Annotated in this window: 13 protein-coding genes; 6 read left to right on the top strand and 7 right to left on the bottom strand. The window is 70.4% G+C overall.

Features of this window, described 5'->3' with window-relative positions; all coding sequences use genetic code 11:
• Positions 1–86 precede the first annotated feature (86 nt).
• A complete protein-coding gene (locus ACH4VX_RS35110) occupies positions 87–656 on the top strand; it encodes a hypothetical protein (RefSeq protein WP_398373337.1) in 570 nt (189 codons plus the stop codon).
• Positions 657–687: 31 nt separating this feature from the next.
• Here ACH4VX_RS35110 and ACH4VX_RS35105 read toward each other — a convergent pair whose 3' ends face one another.
• Both ACH4VX_RS35105 and brxD read right to left on the bottom strand, forming a co-directional pair.
• On the bottom strand, positions 688–2,880 hold the full coding sequence (locus ACH4VX_RS35105; RefSeq protein WP_398373335.1) for a DEAD/DEAH box helicase: 2,193 nt from the start codon (positions 2,878–2,880) through the stop codon (positions 688–690).
• Positions 2,880–4,229 carry a BREX system ATP-binding protein BrxD gene (brxD, locus tag ACH4VX_RS35100; RefSeq protein ID WP_398373333.1) on the bottom strand — a complete coding sequence of 450 codons (1,350 nt, stop codon included), beginning with the start codon at positions 4,227–4,229 and terminating at the stop codon, positions 2,880–2,882. Before brxD ends, ACH4VX_RS35105 begins: the two co-directional genes overlap by 1 nt.
• Before the next feature lie 247 nt (positions 4,230–4,476).
• Between brxD and ACH4VX_RS35095 the strand changes: the two genes are divergently transcribed.
• The 3 genes from ACH4VX_RS35095 to ACH4VX_RS35085 all read left to right on the top strand — a co-directional run bounded on the left by ACH4VX_RS35095 (position 4,477) and on the right by ACH4VX_RS35085 (position 8,399).
• Positions 4,477–5,205, top strand: a complete 729-nt coding sequence (locus ACH4VX_RS35095; protein ID WP_398373331.1) for a DUF4839 domain-containing protein — start codon at positions 4,477–4,479, stop codon at positions 5,203–5,205.
• A 327-nt stretch (positions 5,206–5,532) separates the two neighbouring features.
• A complete protein-coding gene (locus tag ACH4VX_RS35090; RefSeq protein WP_398373330.1) occupies positions 5,533–7,350 on the top strand; it encodes a DUF262 domain-containing protein in 1,818 nt (605 codons plus the stop codon).
• Positions 7,347–8,399: a CBS domain-containing protein gene (locus ACH4VX_RS35085; protein WP_398373328.1), complete on the top strand. Its 1,053-nt coding sequence runs from the start codon at positions 7,347–7,349 to the stop codon at positions 8,397–8,399. The genes ACH4VX_RS35090 and ACH4VX_RS35085 overlap by 4 nt, the downstream gene beginning before the upstream one ends.
• Before the next feature lie 52 nt (positions 8,400–8,451).
• Here ACH4VX_RS35085 and pglZ read toward each other — a convergent pair whose 3' ends face one another.
• The 3 genes from pglZ to ACH4VX_RS35070 all read right to left on the bottom strand — a co-directional run bounded on the left by pglZ (position 8,452) and on the right by ACH4VX_RS35070 (position 17,786).
• A complete protein-coding gene (pglZ, locus tag ACH4VX_RS35080; RefSeq protein ID WP_398373326.1) occupies positions 8,452–11,382 on the bottom strand; it encodes a BREX-2 system phosphatase PglZ in 2,931 nt (976 codons plus the stop codon).
• Complete coding sequence (locus ACH4VX_RS35075; RefSeq protein ID WP_398373324.1) at positions 11,379–15,266, bottom strand: phage resistance protein; 3,888 nt, start codon at positions 15,264–15,266, stop codon at positions 11,379–11,381. Before ACH4VX_RS35075 ends, pglZ begins: the two co-directional genes overlap by 4 nt.
• A gap of 378 nt (positions 15,267–15,644) precedes the next feature.
• Positions 15,645–17,786, bottom strand: a complete 2,142-nt coding sequence (locus ACH4VX_RS35070) for a tetratricopeptide repeat protein (protein WP_398373322.1) — start codon at positions 17,784–17,786, stop codon at positions 15,645–15,647.
• A gap of 287 nt (positions 17,787–18,073) precedes the next feature.
• Between ACH4VX_RS35070 and ACH4VX_RS35065 the strand changes: the two genes are divergently transcribed.
• Both ACH4VX_RS35065 and ACH4VX_RS35060 read left to right on the top strand, forming a co-directional pair.
• Positions 18,074–18,343 (top strand): hypothetical protein, encoded by a 270-nt coding sequence (locus tag ACH4VX_RS35065; RefSeq protein WP_398373321.1) that lies wholly within the window; start codon positions 18,074–18,076, stop codon positions 18,341–18,343.
• Positions 18,336–18,968, top strand: coding sequence for a DUF6879 family protein (locus ACH4VX_RS35060; protein ID WP_398373319.1), 633 nt, complete (start codon positions 18,336–18,338; stop codon positions 18,966–18,968). Before ACH4VX_RS35065 ends, ACH4VX_RS35060 begins: the two co-directional genes overlap by 8 nt.
• Positions 18,969–19,082: 114 nt before the next feature.
• Here ACH4VX_RS35060 and ACH4VX_RS35055 read toward each other — a convergent pair whose 3' ends face one another.
• Complete coding sequence (locus ACH4VX_RS35055; protein WP_398373317.1) at positions 19,083–19,388, bottom strand: DUF6281 family protein; 306 nt, start codon at positions 19,386–19,388, stop codon at positions 19,083–19,085.
• 105 nt (positions 19,389–19,493) lie between these two features.
• Positions 19,494–19,727: a matrixin family metalloprotease gene (locus ACH4VX_RS35050; protein ID WP_398373315.1), complete on the bottom strand. Its 234-nt coding sequence runs from the start codon at positions 19,725–19,727 to the stop codon at positions 19,494–19,496.
• Positions 19,728–19,861: the final 134 nt, after the last annotated feature.

The following is a 19,861-nucleotide window of genomic DNA, read 5'->3' as shown; positions in this document are numbered from 1 at the left end:
CACATCCGCCACTGCGAGAAGTCCCCAGCAGAGTGGTTCGGAATGTTGGAAAAGCGCCGCGGAGTCGGCAGGTGAGGGGACGAACGATGGGTGCGGCTTTATTGGCGCTTGCGGCTGCGGTGATCGGGGGCGGAGTGTCCCTGGCCTCGGTGTTCCTTGCACAGCGCGGTGCGGAACGTGGTTGGGCTCGTGAGCACGAACGGATCGAGCGGCATCGCCGGGAAGACCGGATCCGTGAGTGGGACAGCCGACTGCTCGATGAACGACGTGCCGCATACACGCGGTTGCATGCCGCGGCACGGGCAGCCCGGGACTCCCTGGCGGGCTGCATGCACGATCTGCGCCGGGACGGCGCCCTGGAGGAAGCACGGAGGGCTGAACTGGAGGAGCGTTGGAGCGTCTACGTCGTTCAGCACGCGGAGTCCCACATGATCGTGTCCGATGACGTACTGCCCGTCCTGGGAGCCGCCAACGGTTTGCTGCGGAAGATCTATGGGCTGGTCAAGCGTCTGGACGCGGGGCAACCGCGGCAGGGGGAGACCGTCGAAGAGCTGAGTCGGCGGGTGGACGGCCTCTGGGAGAAGCTGTCCGACCTACGGGATGAGATGCGCCGTGATCTCGGCGTCACCGCACGAGTGGAGGCTCCGAGCAGGTAAGCGGGTTCCGCGCCTCCGCAGGACACGCGTCTCAGGCTGAGCCGCTTGAGGCTACGAAACGTACGGATTCCGACAGTACGGATCTGGCGCCCTCGAAGTCGGCCAGACGGGACGCGACCGTGGCGACGGCGAGGCGTTCGGGAAGTGCGGCGGAGAACTTCAGGCCACGTACGGCGCGAGGGTCCACGTCGGGCAGGACCAGACTCTCGCCGACGCTCTCCCGGGCCGTGCGCCAGTCGGCCGGGGTGAGGTCCTCGCGCAGGCGCAGCCAGCAGTCGGTGGGGCGTTGCAGCGGGTCGGTGACCGACTGGAGTGTGGCCGCGAGGGTGGCGTTGGCGCGGTAGCCGGCCCAGGTCCACCAGCGCACGTCGCTGCCGGTGCGGGTGACCAACGTGCCGGCTGGGTGCACGGTGTCGGGTGCGTCGCTTTCGCGTTGCTCAGCCAGGCACGCCTCGGCGCGCCGGGTGAGGGAGACGGGCGGATCCGCGCCCAGCAGCACCTCGCGCATGGCGCGGGTCAGGGCGTACGACAGGCCGGCGATGCCGCCGTTCATCCACTTGGCGACGCCGCCTCCGTCGGCGGGTTCGACGAAGACGCGTTTGCGCAGCCAGTCGATGTACGTCACCTGCCAGCTGCGTCCGCCGAGCAGCAGGCGCCGCGGGCCGGGGCGTTCCTCGGTGAGCACGCTCGGATCGGTACGGCCGATCTCGGTGCGCCCGGACAGGACGGTGAACTGCGGCGGCGCGGTGAAGGACGCGGTGAGTTCGATGAAGTGCCGCTTGCCGAAGCGGCGTTCCGCCTCGGGGCCGACGAACAGCAGGCCGCCGTCGTTGTCGAGGTAGCCCTCGTCGGTGAGGAAGCGCAGGATCGGGGCGGCGGAGCGGTCGAAGGGCGCGAGTCCGTTCCACTGCCGGTCCCACAACTGGTCGCCGAGTTTGTGCTGTTGCAGGGTGACGGCGAGGAGCTGCTGGGCCACGAGGTGGCGCGGCTCGGGCGGTGGGAGGACCGGTTCCACCCAGCCGCGCGACCACAGCAGCAGCAACCCAGCCGCTTGGAGCAGCGTGTCCTTACGGGTGGTGAGGAACAGGCAGTTGCGTACGGTGCCGGAGCGACGGCCGGTGCGGCCGATGCGCTGCAGGAAGGAGGCGACGGAGGCCGGTGAGTCGATCTGGATGACGCGGTCCAGATCGCCGACGTCGATGCCGAGTTCGAGGGTGGAGGTGGAGACGATGACACAGTCGCGCGCTTCTGCGAAGGCCTGCTCGGAGCGGGTGCGTTCGTCGACGGAGAGGGAGGCGTGCGACAGGAAGACAGTCACCTCGCGGGCGCGCAGGGCGGCGCCCAGTTCCTCGACCTGGCGGCGTGAGTCGCAGAAGACGAGGCGTTTCTCCCCCCGGTGCAGGGCGGCGATGAGCTTGGCGGCGTTGTCGAGGGAGCCCACGTAGTCGAGTTCCACCTCGCCGGCGGGCCTGTGGGACGGAGCCGCACCGGCCTGCTCCCCGCGTGTGGCCGTGCCGGTGGCGGGCAGGTGGACGCCCGGCGCAACGACCTTCCCGGTACGGCTCCCGACACCGGCCCCCTGCAGCCAGCGCAGCAACTGCTCGGGGTTGCCGACGGTCGCCGAGAGTCCGACGCGCTGGATGGGGCGGCCGGTGACCCGCTCCAGCCGTTCGAGCACGGCCAGCAGGTGCCAGCCCCGGTCGTCGCCCGCGAAGGCGTGCACCTCGTCGACGACGACGGTCCGTACGCTCCCCAGCAGCCGCGCGTGGTCGGTTTTGACGCCGATCAGCATCGCCTCGAGCGACTCGGGCGTAGTGAGCAGGATGTCTGGCGCCTCGGTGCGGATGCGCTGTCGCTGCGACTCTTTTGTGTCGCCGTGCCAGAGGGCGGCGCGCCGTCCCAGCCACTGGGCGTAGGTGTCGACGCGACCGACCAGGTTGTTGAGGAGCGCCTTGAGCGGACACAGGTAGAGCACCGACGTGCCGGTCCACCGTTGTCCGGCCATCGCCGACAGCAGCGGGAAGCAGGCCGCCTCGGTCTTGCCGCCTGCCGTCGGGGCCAGCAGCACGGCGTCCTCACCGTCCATGAGCGGGGTGATCGCCGCCCGCTGGAGGGGGCGCAGGTCGGGCCAGCCGAGGGTGTTGACGATGTGGTGCAGGACGACGGGGTCGAGCCGGTCGAGTACATCACCCTCTCCCCCGGCCGGGCTGTCGCCGTCCGCCATCACAGCTCCAGGTCGATGTCGTCGGCGGACGCGGAACCACCGGTGACCGTGGCGGCCAGGTTCCGTTCCACGTCGGTGAGTTCGCTGCTTGCGACGGTCAGCTTGTAGTGCCGGCGGGGGTCGAAGTCGTCGAACTGGTCCACCCGGTCGAGGACGTCCCCGACGAGCTTCTTCAGGAACAGCCGGGGCGCCACTCCGACCTTCCCGCCCAGCGCTCCGCCGACGGCCCGCGCGAGGTCCGCGACGTAGGCGTCGTCGACGACTGTCCGCACACGCTCGGGCGACGTGGCGGCGTCCGCGTACAGGTCCCGGATGGTGGCGCCGAGGCCGACCAGGGACTCCTGGGTGAAGCCGGGCAGCCGGATCTGGACGGCGCGGGGGTTGTCGAAGCGCGGGTCGGTGGTGAAGTCGGTGGCGAGCCGCTGGGCGAGTGGGGCCAGGCGCTGCACGCCCTGCTGGCCGTCGTAGAAGGCCGGCGTGCCGGTGATGACGAGGTACAGACCGGGGAAGCGGCCGGAGTGCACCTCGTCGATGAGCTGCCGCAGCGCGTTGAGCGCCTTGTCTCGGGCGTCGGAGCGGACCCGTTGCAGCGTCTCGACCTCGTCGAGGACGACGAAGAGCCCGGTGTGCCCGGAGTCGCGCAGCACGGTGAGGAGCCCCTGGAGGAAGCCGAGGGCACCGAAGTGGTCGAGGTCGCCGCGCACCCCGGCGGACCGGCGGGCGGAGGCGGCGACGTGCGGCTGACCGCCGAGCCACGCCAGGACGGCCGCGGCGGTCGCCTCGTCGCCGTCGGCGAGGGCGGTCCGGTAGCCGCGCAGTGCGGTGGCGAAGGACGGGGCGTGCCGGGACACCTCGGCGAGCCGCGCGACGAGCAGCTTCTCCACCTCGCCGGGCAGTTCCTCCTCGGTCGCGCCGGCGGCGAGGGCGTCCTCCTCCAGGGCGTAGAACCAGGCGTCGACCACCGGGCGCAGGGCGCTGGGCGGGAAGCTGGAGGTGGTGAGGCGCTCGGTGAGCCGCCGGTAGACGGTCTCCAGCTTGTGCAGCGGCGTCTCGTTCTCGGAGACCTGGATCTCGGCCACGGCGAAGTTCCGCCGCTTGGCCCGCTCCCCCAGCCAGCGGGTGAAGAAGGTCTTGCCGGACCCGTACTCACCGCGCACGGCCTTGAACACGGACCCGCCGGACGCGACAGCGTCCAGTTCCGCGTCGAGGGCCGCCTCGAACCGGTCGAGCCCGGTGGCCAGCAGGTCGAGCCCGCTCTCGGGTACGGCGCCGCGGCGTAGGGCGTCGATGACGGTGCGGCGGCGGGCGGCGCTCACCTGGGCGGGGCGCTTGGATCCGGTGGTGCTCACGGGGAACAGTGTTCCATCTCCTCGTGCCTCAGCACTCAGGCGAAGGTGCACGATGTCCAGTTCACCCTCATTGTGCACTTCTTGTGTTCCTCGCCGTTCTCGTGGTGCGGGGTGGCAAGTAAGGGATCGACGGCTCCGTACGCCGCAGCCGCCACTGGTGACGTCGGCGATGTCGGAGTTCCCGCCGGACTCCCATATGCTCCTGGGGCAGTTGGTGTGAACAGTGCATTTGGGGGGCGCGGAGCACATGGCCGACGAGATCAAGTACGAGTACAAGACCGTGCAGACCGTTCGCGGCACCGACGGCTTGGTGATCTCGAAGATGCAGAAGGACGGCTGGGAGTTCGTCGAACAGACCCAGGGCGCGCTCCGCTCCACCCTCAGCTTCCGTCGGCCGAAGAAGCCCCAACCGTGGCTCCTGATCGGCGCGGCGACCGCCGTCCTCGTGATCCTGGCCGTCGTCATCGGCACCGCCTCCGCACTCAGCGACGGAGACGAGAAGAAGGACGAGTCGGCCGAACCGGCGGCCGCTGCGAGCGAGAAGCCTTCCACCACGCCGACTCCGACCGCGACCGAGCCGGCTGCCGCCGAGGTGATCACGCCTGAGAACAACCCGAAGTTTGCGGCCTTGCTGAAAACGGCGGACACCTGCGACGACGCGAACGTGGACTTCGCGACCAAGTATGAGGGCCAGACAATCGCGTTCAACGGCTCGATCGTTCACATGACGCCCCACGGTGACTACGACACCCGCTACGACTTCCTCCTGGGCCCTGGCGACAAGGGGCCGAACACGACGGTCGGCCCGGACTTCAAGTTCGAGGACGTCAACGTCTTTGAATTGAAACTGACCGGCAAGGAGATCCCCGCCACCGTCGGCGTAGGCGACAAGTTCCGCTTCGTCGCTGAGGTAGGCGAATTCAACGCGGTCCAGTGCCTCTTCTTCCTCGACCCGATCTCGACGGAAACCCGGTAGCGAACCCTTCTCCGCCAGGGAGACGGGGGCAGGAGGCTCAGTCAAGCGTCCTGCTCGACGACCGCGTGCTACCGGTGCAGACCAGTTGCAGTGCGAGGTGTAGTGCCTGCAGGGGCGGCCCACCAATGGCGGGCCGCCCCTGTCTGTCTCGTTCGCCGCAGGTCTCAGCGATGCGCTGTCGCTCTCTTCGAAGCCTTGGGCCCTGAAACCTCGGCCGGACGGTGCTTGCGGTGATCTCGTTCCTCCGCGAACCGGCTTGACCGTCACCACAGAGCACTGCTGGAATCACTCTCCGTACAGGTAACAGGGCGGGAAGTGGAGTCACATATGGCGGCCCTCGACAACGTGAAGCTCAAGGACGTTCTGGCGGATGTCGCCTCGGGGTCCTTACAACTGCCCGACTTCCAGCGGAACTGGAAGTGGGACGACGACCGGATCCGGGCGATCATCGCTACAGTCACGCTGGACTACCCGCTCGGTGTCGTGATGACGCTGCAGACCGGCGGCGCCACCCGGTTCCGCTCCCGGACCCTCACCGGCGCCCGGCCGGACGGGGACCCGGCGGCCGACCTCCTGCTGCTGGACGGGCAGCAGCGCCTCACCTCCCTCTTCCAGGCCCTGTGGCTGGACGCCCCGGTGGAGACGGCGGACACCCGGAACAAGCCCATCCAGCGCTGGTATTACGTCGACATCGCGAAGGCCGTGGGGCCGTCCGCGGACCGCGACGAGGCCATCGTGTCCGTGCCGGCCGACAGGGTGCTGCGAACGGACTTCAACCGCACCGTGGTGCTGGACCTGAGTACCACGGAGGCCGAGTGCGCGGCCGGTCTCTTCCCCCTCCACTTCGTCTTCGACGCCCAGCGCGTGAACGAGTGGAAGAAGGCGTACATCAAGGCGGACGAGGACCGGAACTGGGACCTGTGGGGCCAGTTCGACGAGGCGGTCCTCCAGCAGGTCCGCGCCTTCCAGGTCCCGATGATCCGGTTGGCCGCCTCCACCTCCATGGACGCCGTCTGCGCGGTGTTCGAGCGGGTCAACACGGGCGGCGTGCCCCTGAACGTCTTCGAACTGCTCACCGCCACCTACGCCGGGGACCGCGACTACGTGGAGCGGACCGGGGACTACTACCAGCTTCCCGAGGTGTGGCGGGAGATCAAGGAGGGGTTGGCGAGCAAGTACCCGGTCCTCGGCCGCTTGGAGAGCGGCCTGGAGAACGGGCTGAGCAGCATCGACTTCCTGCAGGCCATCGCCCTGGTGCGCACCTGGGAGCGCAAGCAGGAGGGCGTCGGGACCACGGTGTCCTGCAAGCGCCGCGACCTGCTGGACCTCCCTCTGGCCGACTTCGTCCGCCTGGCGCCCAAGCTCGCCGACGCCTTCGCGTGGGTGGGCGACTTCCTGGAGCGGCAGTGCATCGTCCGCCCGGCCGACCTGCCGTACCGGACGCAGCTCATCCCGCTCGCGGCCGTCCGCGCCATCCTGGACACGGCGACGGACGGTCTGGGGGCGGAGGAGAAGATCGAGCAGTGGTACTGGTGCGGGGTGCTCGGTGAGATGTACGGCGGCTCCACGGAGACGCGCTTCACCAAGGACGTCGAGCAGCTCGTCCCCTGGATCGGGCAGGACGAGAGGGCGCCCGAGACGGTCACGGAGGCGTTCTTCTTCACCGACCGCCTCGACACCCTCACCACCCGCAACAGCGCCGCCTACAAGGGCATCTACGCCCTGCTGATCAAGCAGGGCGCGGTGGACTGGCACCACACGGACGCCCCGCTCAGTCCCGGCAGGCTGGACGAGTACGGTGTGGACGTCCGGCAGATCTTCCCCAAGGCGTGGTTCCGGCGGGGCGACAGCCACGACCTGCCTACGAGTTCGATCGTGAACAAGACGCCCTTGTCCTACCGTGCGGCGATGGACATGACGGGGGCGCCGTCATCGTACCTGTCCACGATGATCGCCGCGTCCGACATGCGTCCCGAGTGGTTCGACGACGTCCTGACCACCCATCTGATCGATCCGGACGCACTGCGCGAGAACGACTACGAGCGCTTCTACCGTGACCGCTCCAAGCAGTTGCAGGAGCTCGTGCACTCCGCCATGGGCAAGAGGACGATGCTCCGCGACCTGCCGGAGGACGACGCCCGATGACGACCAGGCCGCACGAGCGGGACGTCTCCTCGCTCAAGGGCAGGACCGTGTCCGTGCAGGAGATCCTCGACCTGTTCGAGGTCAGGGTCCGCGACCACCGGACGGTGCACCGCATCTCGCAGGCCCTGACGGACGCCGGGCTGACCACGCTGCCGGACTTCGCCGTCTGCGGTCTGCGCAGCACGGTCGACGTCGTGCCGCTGGCGGCCGTTCCCGCGCAGCGTACGCCGGCCGACACGGACGACGAGGCCGACGCCACGGACGAGGCCCTGCCCTCGCACGTCCTGCCGCAGCGGCTGCTGCTCGGCGACATCCCGTCGGCACGGCGTGGTGTGGTGTCCGTGGGCCCGGGCACTCCGCTGTCCCAGACGACCTTCCTCATGCGTACGAAGGGTCTCGCCCAAGTGCCGGTGACCACCGGCATGGCGCAGGTCCACGGGGTCGTCACCTGGGGGTCCGTGGCCAAGATGTACGAGGCGGGGAAGGCGGCCACCCTCGACAACGCGATGGAGAAGGACTCGCTGCCCGTCGCCGACGCCCGTCAGGAGTTCTTCGCCGCCCTCCCAGTCATCCGCGAACACGGCTACCTGCTCGTCCGCGGCGACGACGGCTGCCTCTCCGGTATCGTCACCGCCGCGGACGTCACGGACCGCTTCGAGGGCGCGGCACGCCCCTTCTTCATCGTGGGCGAGATCGAGTCGCTGCTGCGCCGCTGTCTGGGCGCGGCACTGGACGCGGAGGCCATCAAGGCGGTCCAGACGAACAAGAAGCCGGAGCACCGCACCGGCCAGGTGTCGGACCTCATGTTCGGCGACTATCTGAGGCTCCTGGACGGCGACCAGACGAAGCAGTCCTTCGCCGAGCGGGCCGACCGCAATTGGGAGGCGCTGAAGTGGCCGAACATGCCCCGGGAGCAGTTCGTCGGCCTGCTGAAGCGGGTGAAGGACATCCGTAACCGGATCGCCCACTTCGACGAGAAGCCGCTCCCACCGGAGATGATCGACGAGCTGACGACCTTCGCGAAGGTGCTGCGGGCGTTCGCGTCGTGACCAGCGGCGGGGTGCCCCGGGCCCAGAGCCCGGGGCACCCCGAGTCGTGTCGTCAGCCCGCTCCGAGGGCGAACTGCTCGCGCAGCAGCGCCTCGTGGAGCCGTAGCGTGCGGCCGTCCGGCAGGGTCTCCAGGACCTGCACTCCGTCGTAGTTGAGGAGTTGCCGCAGGACGGCGGCGAAGCCGTCGCCCCGGGTGACGGGCATGCCGGCGCGCTGGGCGAGGGCGGTCACGGGCAGGGTGCCGCCCGCGTCCAGCAGGGCGGCGATCGCCTTGTGGACCTGCTCCTGCTGCGGCTTGCGGGCCAGTCCGCCGAGTTGCGCCTGGTACGTCTCCGAGTCGAGCAGTGCCGTCACCAGCGTCTCGGTGCGGGAGACGACGGTCGGGGTGAGCAGGGCGTCGTCTCCCCCGGCCGTCAGCGCCACGTCGAAGAGCGACCCGTGGTGCATTCGGGCGACTTCTGCCTGGTCCTTCTTGGCCTTCGCCGTCGGCTTCTTGGGAGCGGGAGCCGTTGCGGCCACCGGCCGAGCGGCGTGCTCGTCCGGTAGCGGTGCCTTCCCGGTCTCCTCCGGAGCCCACCAGACCGGTCGCTGGTCGCCCAGTTCCCGCCATCCCCTGGGGGGCTCCGCGCCGAACGGCAGGAAGGCGAGCACCGGGATGGTGACCTCGGCGAGCGACGCCCCGCCGTGGTAGCCGGCCTTGAGGGCGGTGTAGCGGGAGTCGGCGTCCCACAGGGCGACGATGGACGCGCCGGGCTCGGGCCAGACCACGCGCGGCCCGGTGAGGGCGATCTCCCGTTCGGCGAGCGGGCCACCGCCGGGCAGGCGGTGGCGTGCGGAGGCGGGATCGGCGGCCGTGTCGACCTTCGTGCCGTGCCGGTCGACGACATGGCCGTGGTCGCTGGTGAGGACGACCGCCATGCCTTGGGTGGCCGCCACCCGCAGCAGGTCGCGCAGGCCGGGGACGTCGTCCACCCGCCAGGCGCCGTCGCCGAGCTTCTGCTCCTTGGCGAGCCGGTCGTCGATGGCGTTGAGGACGACGGCGACGTGGGTCCTGCCGTCGGCCAGTGCCTCCGTGAGCGCCGGGCCGAAGGTCTCGCCCGCGGTCTCGGTGCGCAGGTCGTCCTTGTGGAACACGGCGGCCGGGGACCCGCCCCACAGTTTCAGTGCGGGGAAGAGCCTCTTCTCGTCGGCCTGGGCGCCCTTCGTCAGGGTGCCCGTGAAGAGGGAGGTACGGGACACGGCCGTCACGGTGGGCAGGGCGGCGGCCATCGCCCGTCGATACGGGGTGTCGCCCTCGGGCAGCGGGTCGAACTCCGCCCAGGAGCGGCGCAGTTCCTCACCGAGCTCGTTCGCGATGGCCGCGCTCATGCCGTCGAGGACGAGCAGCAGCGCCCGCCGTTCTTCCCCGCGCCGCACGAGCGGGCCGACCACGCGGTCGAGGAAGGTCTCGACGGTGAGCATGGAGCCGGGCTGGGTGCCGGCCTGCGTCCAGGAGGCCAGGGAGCGCGCGAAGGACGCGTCGATCTGCCGGCGCCGGTCCCTGACGCGGGTGCCGAGGGTGTCGTAGGCGGCCTTGAGGACGGGGTCCGGGTCGCCGCCGGCCTCGATGTGCTCCAGGGCGAGGTCCGCCCAGCCGGACTCGGCGACGTGCCGCTGCAGGGCGTCGGCGACGGTGGGGGCGTCGGCGGACGGGTCGGTGGCCAGCCAGCGGGCGAGGCGCTGTCCCATGCGGGCGCGCTCGATGCGGGCGGACTCCTCCGGCTCGGCGGCGAGCCGGTGGTTCTCCAGACGGCGGACGGCGTCCGCCACCGCGGTCGTGTCGCCGGTGGCGAGGGTCCGGCCGACGGCGGTGAACCGGGCCTCGAGCCCGCCGCGCAGGACGGGGCTCGCCGCAACGGCTTCCTCCGCGCCGAACTGGCGGGCCAGCGCGGCTGCCCGGTCGAGCACGATGCCGGTGGTGCGGCGTGCCTCGCGGGCCCGGTCGGCGTCGGTGCCGCCGGTGCGGTGCCCGGCCGCCAGCAGCGTGGTCACGTACTCCTCGGCGGCCCGTCCGAAGACGGTCACCAGGGCGTCGAGCTGGTCGCCGGTCGCCGGGGGCTGATCGCCGAAGTAGCGTTCGGCACGACCTCGGGCCCGGTAGGTCTCGGGGGCGGGTTCGGCGTGCTGCCACAGTGCCGCGCACACGAGGCCGAAGGCGGCGGCGTCCGCGCCGCGTTCGGCGTCGACGAGGGCGAGCAGGGCCCGGCCGGCGAGGCCCGCCTGGTCCTCCTCGCCGAGGAAGGCGGCCAGTCCGGCGCGTTCGGGGCCGCGCAGGGCGAGGACCCGTTCGGGGGCGCCGGGCCGGGTCGACCAGTGCAGCAGGACCTGGGCGTCGAGCCGGTCGTCGCCGGGGCGACGTGTGCCGCCCTCGGTGTCGTAGCGGCCCAGGCGCAGGCGGCGCTGGGCGAGCGCGGTGAGGGCGTACTGGCGGGACAGCCAGCCTCCGGGGACGGGCGGCCAGCCGCCCTGGGTCGGCGGAGTGGCGTCGAGGAGTGCCTCGGCGGCCCAGTTGACGTCCTTGAGCCGGGGGTCTATCTGCCGGGCGCCGAACGCCTCACGGACGACGTCCCAGCTGTCGACCGTGTCGATGCGCAGCTTGTGGACGCGGGCGAGGATCGCCGGGTCGAGTTCGTGCTGCTCCCGGTCGGTGAGAACGACCAGGACGGCGGGGCCGGGACGGCGGCCCGCCAAGTGGTCCAGGACGAGTTCGTGGACGGCGAGCGGCGACGGCGCCACCGCGACGCCGGCCGTGCGGCCCTCGCCCCAGACGGGTTCGGCGGGGCCGTCCCACTGGGGTGCGGACCGCAGCAGCACGACCCGGCGCCGCCCCTGCTCCTCCCCCGTCAGGGAGGCGGCCAGGTGCGTCTGGGAGGACAGGTACTGGGTGACGGTCGCGGTGTTCAGCCGCACCGCACCCGGTACGACGGTGGCGGTGTCCGTCATTCGATGACCTGCCAGGTGATCTCGATGGCCGCATCGGGGTGGCGGGCGGCCAGGTCGGCCAGCTCCGCCCCGAGGTCGGCGGCAGCTTGGGACACAGTCGTACTGCGGCGTCCGGACTTCCGCGCCGTACCGCCGCCGTTCGCCGGGGAGGGCGTCTCCTGAGGCTGGGTGTAGGAGATGCGGGGGTCGCTGGACGGGGTGTTCAGAGGCAGGTCGTCGGCCCGGTCCTGCGGCCTGACGGGTGCGGGCGGCGGGGTGGCGGCGGCCTGGGTTCGCTTGATCAGGGCGACGACCTCGCGCTGGGTGCGGGCGAGCGTGTCGCGCAGATCGGCGGTGCGCTGGTCGTCTCGGGCCACGTTGCGCAGCGAGTCGAGCAGCGCCTCGCCCTCGGGGCCGAGTCCGGCGGCGAGCTCCAGGGTGCTCCAGGGCGCGGAGGCTACGGCCTCCGCGACCGCGCGGGCCTTCTTGATGGAGGTGCCGTACCGGTCGGCGCTGGTCTCGCCCAGGTCGAAGGAGGCGAGTGCCTCCACGGTCTTCTTCGCCCCGGCCGCGCCCTTGCCGGCCTCCGCCGTCAGCGCCTCCAGCAGTTCCAGGGAGCGGCGGGCAAGGGCGAGCCTGCCGGTGTCGGCGGTCTGGTCGAGGCCGAGGAAGGAGGCGTGGGCCTCCAACTGGTGCACCAGGTCGGCCGCGTGGTCCCGGTGGTCGCGGGCGGCCTCGATGATCTGGCGGGCGAACTGGTTGACCATCCGGCCGCGCCGCAGCGCGGGCGGCTTCGCCCCGAAGATCGTCTCGAAGCGCTGCCGTGCGGTGTCCCAGTCGGACTCGGCGGGCAGCGGCTGGCTGCGCAACGCGTCGTGGTCCTTGATCGCGGAAAGTTCGGGCGCGGGGTCGAGGACGGTGCCGCCGCGCACCCACACCCGGTCGTCCATCTCGGCGAAGGCGGCGACGACGAGCCGGGCGAGGAAGTCGGGCAGGCCCCGCGGGTCGGGCCGGTCGGTCCAGTCGGTGAGCGTGATCAGAGACAGGTCCCCGGTGACGCCCTGGGAGCGGGCGAGCTGCCGGAAGTGGTCGGGCCAGTAGCGGGACAGCTCGAAGTACGCCTCCTTCTGCTGCCCGAGGCGCAGTGGTCCGGCGATGCGCTGCATGAGCTTGCGGTCGGCGGCCGGGACCTCCACCCGCCCGTCGCGCGCCTCGGCGGCGGCCCGGACGTGGGTGAACACCTTCTTGGTGTCGGCGGGCCTGACGGCGGTGCCGGTGGCGTCGGGGTCGAGGTCGGGGTGGGCCGGGTACTGGTGGACGAGCAGCTTCCCCGCGACGTGCCGGATGCCGTCGCGCAGGCTCTGCCCGAAGGACAGGGTGAGTCCGTCGACGTCGGGCAGCGCGACGAGGTGGTCGTCGAAGTCGGGCACGACGTCGGCGGCCTGCTTCTGGGCGAGTCCGTACGCCTGCTTGAAGGCGCCCTTGACCTGCTTGAGCAGGGCCTCGCGCTGGGTTTCGAGGAGGCCCTTGGCGCGGCTACGGTTGTCGGCGTTGAGGTGGCCGGCGTACTGGGTGTCGAAGCGGTGCTCGTCGGCGAGGGCCTTGTCGATGACGACGAGGCGCCGGAAGTCCTGGAAACGCTGCGCGGACAGGTGCGCGGGCAGCCAGGCGACGGTGCGGGACCGCTCACCCTGCTGGCGCTCGCGCAGCCGCTGGATGCGGTTGACGTCCTCGACCGGGCCCCACTCGCCCTCGTCGAAGGGGAGGTCTATGGCGATCCGCCAGCGGCCCTCCTCCTGCGGCATCAGGTCGTGGTCGGGCAGCTCGTCCTCGTCGGCGACGTTCCCGAAGACGATCTCGGCGGTGCGGGCGGTGCCGCGCCAGGTGAAATTGATCTGGTCGCTCAACTGGCCGTGCTCGACGCCCAGTTCCTCGGACAGCAGGCGGCGGGCGAGCGCGACCCGGTTGCCGGGGTTGTCGTTGACCTGGGCGTTGGCGATGACGGAGTCCACGTCGACGCCGGAGAGTTCGAGGCGGACGCCGGGGTTGGCGTCGGTGCCGGTCTCCTTGATCTCGGGGAACCTGGCCGCCCACTCGGCGACCTTGTTCTTGATGATGCCGACCTCGGCGCCCGGGATGGGTGCGAGGACCGACCCGTGGTTGAGCGCGCCGAGCCGACGGATGGTCAGCTCGGACAACGCGGGCACGCTGGGCGCGAGCGCGGACAGCAGCAGCGTGCACACGAGCCGGTTGTCGCCGGTGAACATCCGGCAGCCGCCCAGCCGCTTCGGGTCGGTGAGGGACTCGGGCCGGTTGCGGTACTGCTCGACGTCGTCCTCGGTGATGTCGTACGAGCTGAGCAGGTAGGGCCGCAGCTTGGTCTTGTAGAGCTTGTCGGCCGCCTCGAAGACGACCTTCAGGCTGTCGGTGAACGGCTTGTCGCCGCCCTTCGCGATCACCGGGTAGAGATCGCCGACGGGGACGAGCTGGCCGAGGCGGATCTCGTCGCGGTGGTCGGCGAGCAGCTCGCCCATCAGCTTCAGACCGGTGCGGGAGCGCTGCAGCGCGGACGAGATGTGGACGAGGGTGTCCATGAACGCCGGAGAGAACGGGTACGTCAGCCGGAACGACTCCGCGTCCGCGCCGGTGGTGCCCTTCTCCGAGCCGAGCAGGGTGTCCCAGACCTGCGGGCCGACCCGCTTGGTCTGCTCAAAGGCGGCGTCGACCTGCTGGGCCGCCTCGGCGTTCTTGGGCTTGAGGAGGCGGGCGTGGGCGATCTGCGGGAGGTTGCGGTCCTCCAGGGTGATCTTGTCGAAGCGGCCGGAGGCCAGGTTCAGGGTGTCCTGGATGGACGACTCGGCCGCACCGGACACCTCCTCGCCGACCAGCTCGCGCAGGTCGCGCTGGCGGGCGATGAACGACACGACGGGGATCGCGCGGCGGGCGTCGCCGCCCTCCACGAAGTTCGTGATCTTGCTGGCCTCGCGCGCCACGAACTTCTGGTCGTGGATGAGGGTGGCCAGCCACAGGATCAGCTCGTCCATGAACAGGATCAGGCCGTCGTAGCCGAGCGACTTGGCGTGCTCGGCGATGACGGACAGACCGGCGTCCAGGGAGATGAAGCCGTGCTCGTCCTCGGCGGCGTTCCGGGTGAAGCCGGGGAGGAGGTTGGTGCCGGCGTCGTTGACCAGCTTGGCCCGCAGCTCGGCCGGGGTGGAGGGGTTGGTGAGGTTGAGCGGGACGCCCGCCTCGTGGTTCTCCTCGGCGGCGAGCGCGGTGTCCAGGAGCCGCGGGGTCCAGGCGAAGCCCTCGCCCCACTCGTCCTCCTCCCCGTCGTCCGCGTCGCTGCCGCCCAGGCCGCGGATGACCGCCTCGTCGCCCGTGCTGGCGCGCAGCGCGCGGATGTCGGCGAAGAGGGAGTCGGTCCGGTACACCTGCGGGGTCGGCGCCTCCGGGTGCAGCTTCTTGACGTGGTGCACGTACCCGCCGAGCACCCGCTGTTCCAGGGCCTTCGCGCCGAGCATGTGGTACGGCACGAGCAGGAACCTCTTGCCGTCCGTGGTCAGCCACTCGTGCCTGGTCAGCACCGGGTCGAACTCGGTGCGGGAGCGGGCCGCCGGGTCGCCGCTGAGCAGTGCGTACAGCACGGCCATGAAGTGCGACTTACCGGAACCGAACGAGCCGTGCAGGTAGGCCGCCTTGGAGCGGTGCCCGTCGAGCGAGGACTTGATGAGCGCCAGCGCCTCGTCGAAGTTCTCCAGCAGCCGCTCGGTGACGACGTAGTCCTTGAGCGCGTGCTGGGCGCCTTCGGGCGTCGTCGCCTCGGCGAGGGACAGCACGAAGTCCGAGGTGGAGATGGACTCCTTGATGTCGATGACATCGCGGAGGAGGGGCGGCTGGGCCATTGCGGGTCTCGCTCTCCCTGACGGTGGTCGGTGCTGCTGCTCGTATGCGGTGTCGTGCGGGGTCCGCCGCCGGGGCCCGAGGCCGGTCCGAGCGGCGGGGCGGGGATCAGGGGTACGGATGGCTGGTGCGGCGGGCCGGCTGTCCTGGCCGGTGGCGAGGACGGAACCGGTCACGCGGTGACCGGACGGGAACGACGCTCACGGCGTCGGCCGGGTCAGGTGGAACGGGTTCGCGTCGTCTGCACTCTTCGTCCCCCTCGCACTGAACGTCACCCATACGGCCTGCGCACAGCACCCTACATCGGTACCCCCCATCGGCCCCGTGCCGTATGTCCTCGCGCACCGTCCGTGCGGGCCGCTCCCGTTCCGCCGTCGGCACTACGGCCGCCATCGCCCCGACCGGTAGGCGTCCAGCAGGTGCCGGCTCGCGACCGTGAAGGGGTGTTCGGGGCCCAGGCCGCGTTCCCGCCGCTCGACGACGTCGGTCATCAGCGCGATCCCCTCCTCCACGTGTCCGAGCGCGGCACGGGTCCGGGAGAGGAGCTGCCGGGCGGCGAGCACGATCGGGTACTCGGGCCCGAAGCGCCGCACATACGTCTCGACGACCCGCCGGATCTCACGGTCGGCCTCGTCGAAGCGGCCCAGGAGGTACAGCGCCCACGCGTGGTTGTGCCGGGCGCCGAGTGTCACGGTGTGGTCGGGGCCGAGGAGCCGATCGCATTCCGACGGCAGCGTGAGCAGTGCGCCGCCTTCCTCGGTGACCACTTCGGCGGCGGGCAGCATCTCCAGCAGGCCGGCGCGGGCCCGCAGGGTCAGCGGATGCGCGGGGCCCAGCGCCGAGCGCCGCCCGGCGACGGTGTCGCGGAGCAGCGCGACGGATTCCTCACGTCTGCCGAGGTTCGCCAGCACGAGCTGGAGCCCGTAGCCGCTGTCCGCGGTGTCGGGGTCGTCGGCGCCGAACAGTCGCTCCTGGGCGTCCCGGACCGCGCGGAGCGCCGCCTCGGCTTCGGCGTACCTGCCCAGCCGGAACAGGGCTCGCCCCGCCCTGGAGCGGGTGGCGAGGACCGTACGGTGGTCCGCGCCGAGGTGCCGCCGGGCGAGGGCCGCGGCGTTCCGGGCGGTCTCCCAGGCCAAGAGGTAGTCACCGGTCCGGTGCAGGGCGACGGACAGCCGTGTCGCGACGGCCAGGGCGTCGGCTGCGGACGCTTCGTCGATGCGCCCCAGCAGGGCCAGTGCGTGAGGTACCAGCAGGCGCAGCCGGGGATCGTGCGGACCGGCGTCGGGCACGCCAGGCACGGCCGCGTCGAGCAGCCGGACTGCCGTCGTGTCGAGGACGGGCACCAGGTCCGCGGGGGTCGCCGCCGAGACGCTGTCGAGCAGGATGCCGTGACTCTGTACGCAGCGTTCGCCGGCGGCGTCGACCAGCTCGGACAGTGACTGGTCGAGGAGGGCTCTGAGTGCTGTCTCGGTGCGGGCACGCGGCAGTACGGCGCCGATGTCGGCGTGGTTGAGCAGGGTCAGCGGCAGTGGTTCGGCGGCGAACCGAGCCAGCAGTCTGAGCAGGGCCGCCGCTTCGGGCAGCCCGCGCGCTTCGAAGGCGTCGAGGGTGAGCTGCCAGGTCAGGCCGACCAGATGGCGGGGGTCCGCTTCGGACAGCGCGTCGGCTCCCCGGTCGATCAGCTGGACCCGCCGTTCGTCCGAGTCGAGCTGGTCCCCGTAGGTGTCCATCGTCCAGGGATCGATGACCTGGCGGGAGAGGAAGCCGCCCGCCAGGGTGAGGGCGAGGGGCAGCCGCCCGAGCCGGTCCGCGACCCGCGCCGCCTGCTCGGTCGTACCGCTGTGCGGTGCGAGATCGCGCAGCACGAGCGCGGCGTCCTCTCTGGGCAGTACGCCGATGTGCTGCAGCTCGGCGCCCGGCCACCACCGGGCCGCCGCTCGCCGGGTGGTCACCAGGACGGTGCCGCGGGGGCTGGTGCGCAGCCAGTCACCGTCGCGCAGGATCTCCGGCTCGTCGGTGTTGTCCAGGACCAGTAACCAGGGTTCGGCGGAACGGTCGAGATACGTCCAGGCGAGATCGGCGGCGGGTCTGAGGCCGTTGCGTGCGGCGAGCAGTTCGCCATCGCCGGCCCCTCGGTCGGCGGCGACGGCGAGCATGCCGGCGCGCAGGCTCGCGCGGTCGGAGGCGTTGACCCACAGGCCCACCCGGCCCGGTTCTGCGGTGACCTCCTGGAACAGGGCGCAGGCGACCGTCGTCTTGCCCGAGCCGCCCATGCCGTACAGCACGTAGACCTGGCCGCCGCGCTCCGCCTCGACGCTCGCCCGCAGGCGTTCCATCACCTCGCTGCGGTCGCGGAGCGCGACGGGGGGCCGGCCGACCGCCGGGCGTCGCACCGAGTCCGGTCCGCCGCGCTCCGGCCCGCCACCGCCGTAGTGGTGGTGGTGCTCGCTGATGTGCTGGTCGCCCCGCGACTGGTAGACGCGTCCCTGGTCCTCGGCGTGGCCGTCCGTCCCGCTCGTCATCGCTCTGCGATCAAGGCGGTACCCGCGCTCCGCACGAGCAAGGCCGTTTCCGTGTCCACAGCCATCCCTCCGTTCACTCGATTTTCCGACAGCGCGACTGGAAAGTGTCACCCGTCAGGCGTTGATGTGATCTTCAGTGCGATCAATATCATTCCATCCCTGAGCGGCAGGGAAAAAGGAGGAATCAGTCCTCGCCAATACCCTTGCGGACCGGGTCTGACACGTGGTCAGGCAGGTGATTCGCACGCTACAGTGAGGCCTCCCGACCGATCGAGGGGGCGAGGGAAATGGCCAGGCCATGGGAAGCGGATCCGGACACGAGTTTCAAGCAGCGTCTGGGAAAATCACCCCAGGAACTGGGAAACACCACCGGAACCCCTGACTGCCCGGACATCTGGGAACTCGCCAACGGCGACATCGCCGTCATCGGCCGGGACCTCACTCAGTCACTCGGCAGGAACCTGCCCGACGGGGTCTCGATCGGGTCGGACGAACGCCTCGTGGTCATCCCCAGGAACATGCTCATCGCGGCGAAGCCGGACATCCCCAGTGTTTGACTCCTTCCCCGACGGCACCTCCGAACGCCTGGACCGCCCCACGTACCACGCGGACCTGGGCCGGATCTACTCCAGTGGAATCAGCTTCCTCAACAAGCTCGAGCGCGGCCAGCACTTCCAGGAGCGTGGCTTCCCGAGCTGGGAGGCCTTCGCCGGAGGCGACTGGGAGAGGGCCCTGTCCCTGGCCGACGAGAGGCGCGAGGACTACGCCCGGGAAATCCGGCGGGCGTCGGAACTGGGCGTCACGCACCGTCGCCTCCGGGTGGTGGAATTCCCGGTCACGCCTTATGTGCAATGGGAGTTGTTCGTCCTGCGTGTGCGTGCGGACGTGGGTGACGCGATCAAGGTCATCGACGCTCGTGACATTGCCGGCATCGAGCAGAATCGCCTGGTTCCAGAGGTGGTGATTCTCGGTGACGTGGTCATGTACGAGGTCATGTACGACGAGGACGGCAATGCGGCGGGAGCCAACCGCTATACGGACAGCTCACTGATCCGGGAAACGAACGCCGGGTTCGATGCACTGTATGAGCGTGGGGAGGAATTCTACGATTTCTTCGACCGGGAGATCGTTCCCCTGGCCCCGCCGCGGGGAGCCGGTACTTCAACGGGTTCTCACGGGTAGCGGTGTTCGGCGGGACGGGGTCGGGCGTCGTTGTGAAGGTCGGCCTGGCACTCTTCACGGGGGAGCCGTAACAGGGAGGCGCGGACCGGGCGAAGCCCGTCTCCACGCCTCACCTCACGATCCGTCGATCAACTCTTGCACCTCGGGGGGAATCTTCTTGTCGGAGCGGAGGACCCTGAAGGCTTCCGCCTGTTCAGGAGATGGCCCGATCGCTATGGCCAGGTCCGGAGAGATGCCGCTCACCGCATAGGCGTTCTCCGAGGTCTCCGGCACTTCGGCGCCTTGGTCATTGGTGTCACGGCACGGCGGACTCGTGGCGGTACCGAGCTTCTGTCCGGCCTTGAACTCGACATTCGAGAGCCTTATATACGTGCGACCTTCGTAGATGACGTCGCTCGCGCACACACTCTCGCTGTTCACGCCGGCACCTTCGGACCCTTGTGATCCACACCCGCCCGCGGTGAACGCCACGACTGCCAGTCCCGCCGCAATCGCACGTGGTCCGACCCAGCTCACAGAGTCCTCCTAATAGATACTGCGAAGCCCCATGACGTCGCCCTTACCGAGTGTCCTCTTCTTCACCTCGCAGCGGTCCGCCTTGGTGTACATGGTGAGATTCGAGTGCCCGGAACCCACGTGGCCCAGCCCGAAGATGTGACCGGCCTCGTGCGTACCGGTGTTGAGTACATCGTGGTACCTGCCGTTGCAGGTACTCGTCGGATTCCTCGTGAAGTCGAAGTCCGCGGTGTTGAACCTCACGTCCGCTTCCCGGAGGTCGTTCTTGCCAACCGGGTTGGGTGAACCGTTCCGGGTTCGGTAGAGATCTCAGTTGTTGGGTGTGACCTGGGGTTTCGTGGTTGCGAGGTAGTGGGTGGTCTCGTATTCGACGGGCG

The organism is Streptomyces sp. NPDC020731 (genome assembly GCF_044334705.1).
In the GTDB taxonomy this organism is placed as follows: Bacteria; Actinomycetota; Actinomycetes; order Streptomycetales; family Streptomycetaceae; genus Streptomyces.
The sequence above is the reverse complement of the archived record's forward strand: the minus strand, read 5'-3'. Positions and strand labels throughout refer to the sequence as shown.

Excerpts from the sequence above, each read along its gene's own strand:
- ACH4VX_RS35110 (WP_398373337.1), top strand. The coding sequence starts at position 87 with ATGGGTGCGGCTTTATTGGCGCTTGCGGCTGCGGTGATCGGGGGCGGA.
- ACH4VX_RS35105 (WP_398373335.1), bottom strand. The coding sequence starts at position 2,880 with ATGGCGGACGGCGACAGCCCGGCCGGGGGAGAGGGTGATGTACTCGAC.
- ACH4VX_RS35095 (WP_398373331.1), top strand. The coding sequence starts at position 4,477 with ATGGCCGACGAGATCAAGTACGAGTACAAGACCGTGCAGACCGTTCGC.
- ACH4VX_RS35090 (WP_398373330.1), top strand. The coding sequence starts at position 5,533 with ATGGCGGCCCTCGACAACGTGAAGCTCAAGGACGTTCTGGCGGATGTC.
- ACH4VX_RS35085 (WP_398373328.1), top strand. The coding sequence starts at position 7,347 with ATGACGACCAGGCCGCACGAGCGGGACGTCTCCTCGCTCAAGGGCAGG.
- pglZ (WP_398373326.1), bottom strand. The coding sequence starts at position 11,382 with ATGACGGACACCGCCACCGTCGTACCGGGTGCGGTGCGGCTGAACACC.
- ACH4VX_RS35075 (WP_398373324.1), bottom strand. The coding sequence starts at position 15,266 with ATGGCCCAGCCGCCCCTCCTCCGCGATGTCATCGACATCAAGGAGTCC.
- ACH4VX_RS35070 (WP_398373322.1), bottom strand. The coding sequence starts at position 17,786 with ATGACGAGCGGGACGGACGGCCACGCCGAGGACCAGGGACGCGTCTAC.
- ACH4VX_RS35065 (WP_398373321.1), top strand. The coding sequence starts at position 18,074 with ATGGCCAGGCCATGGGAAGCGGATCCGGACACGAGTTTCAAGCAGCGT.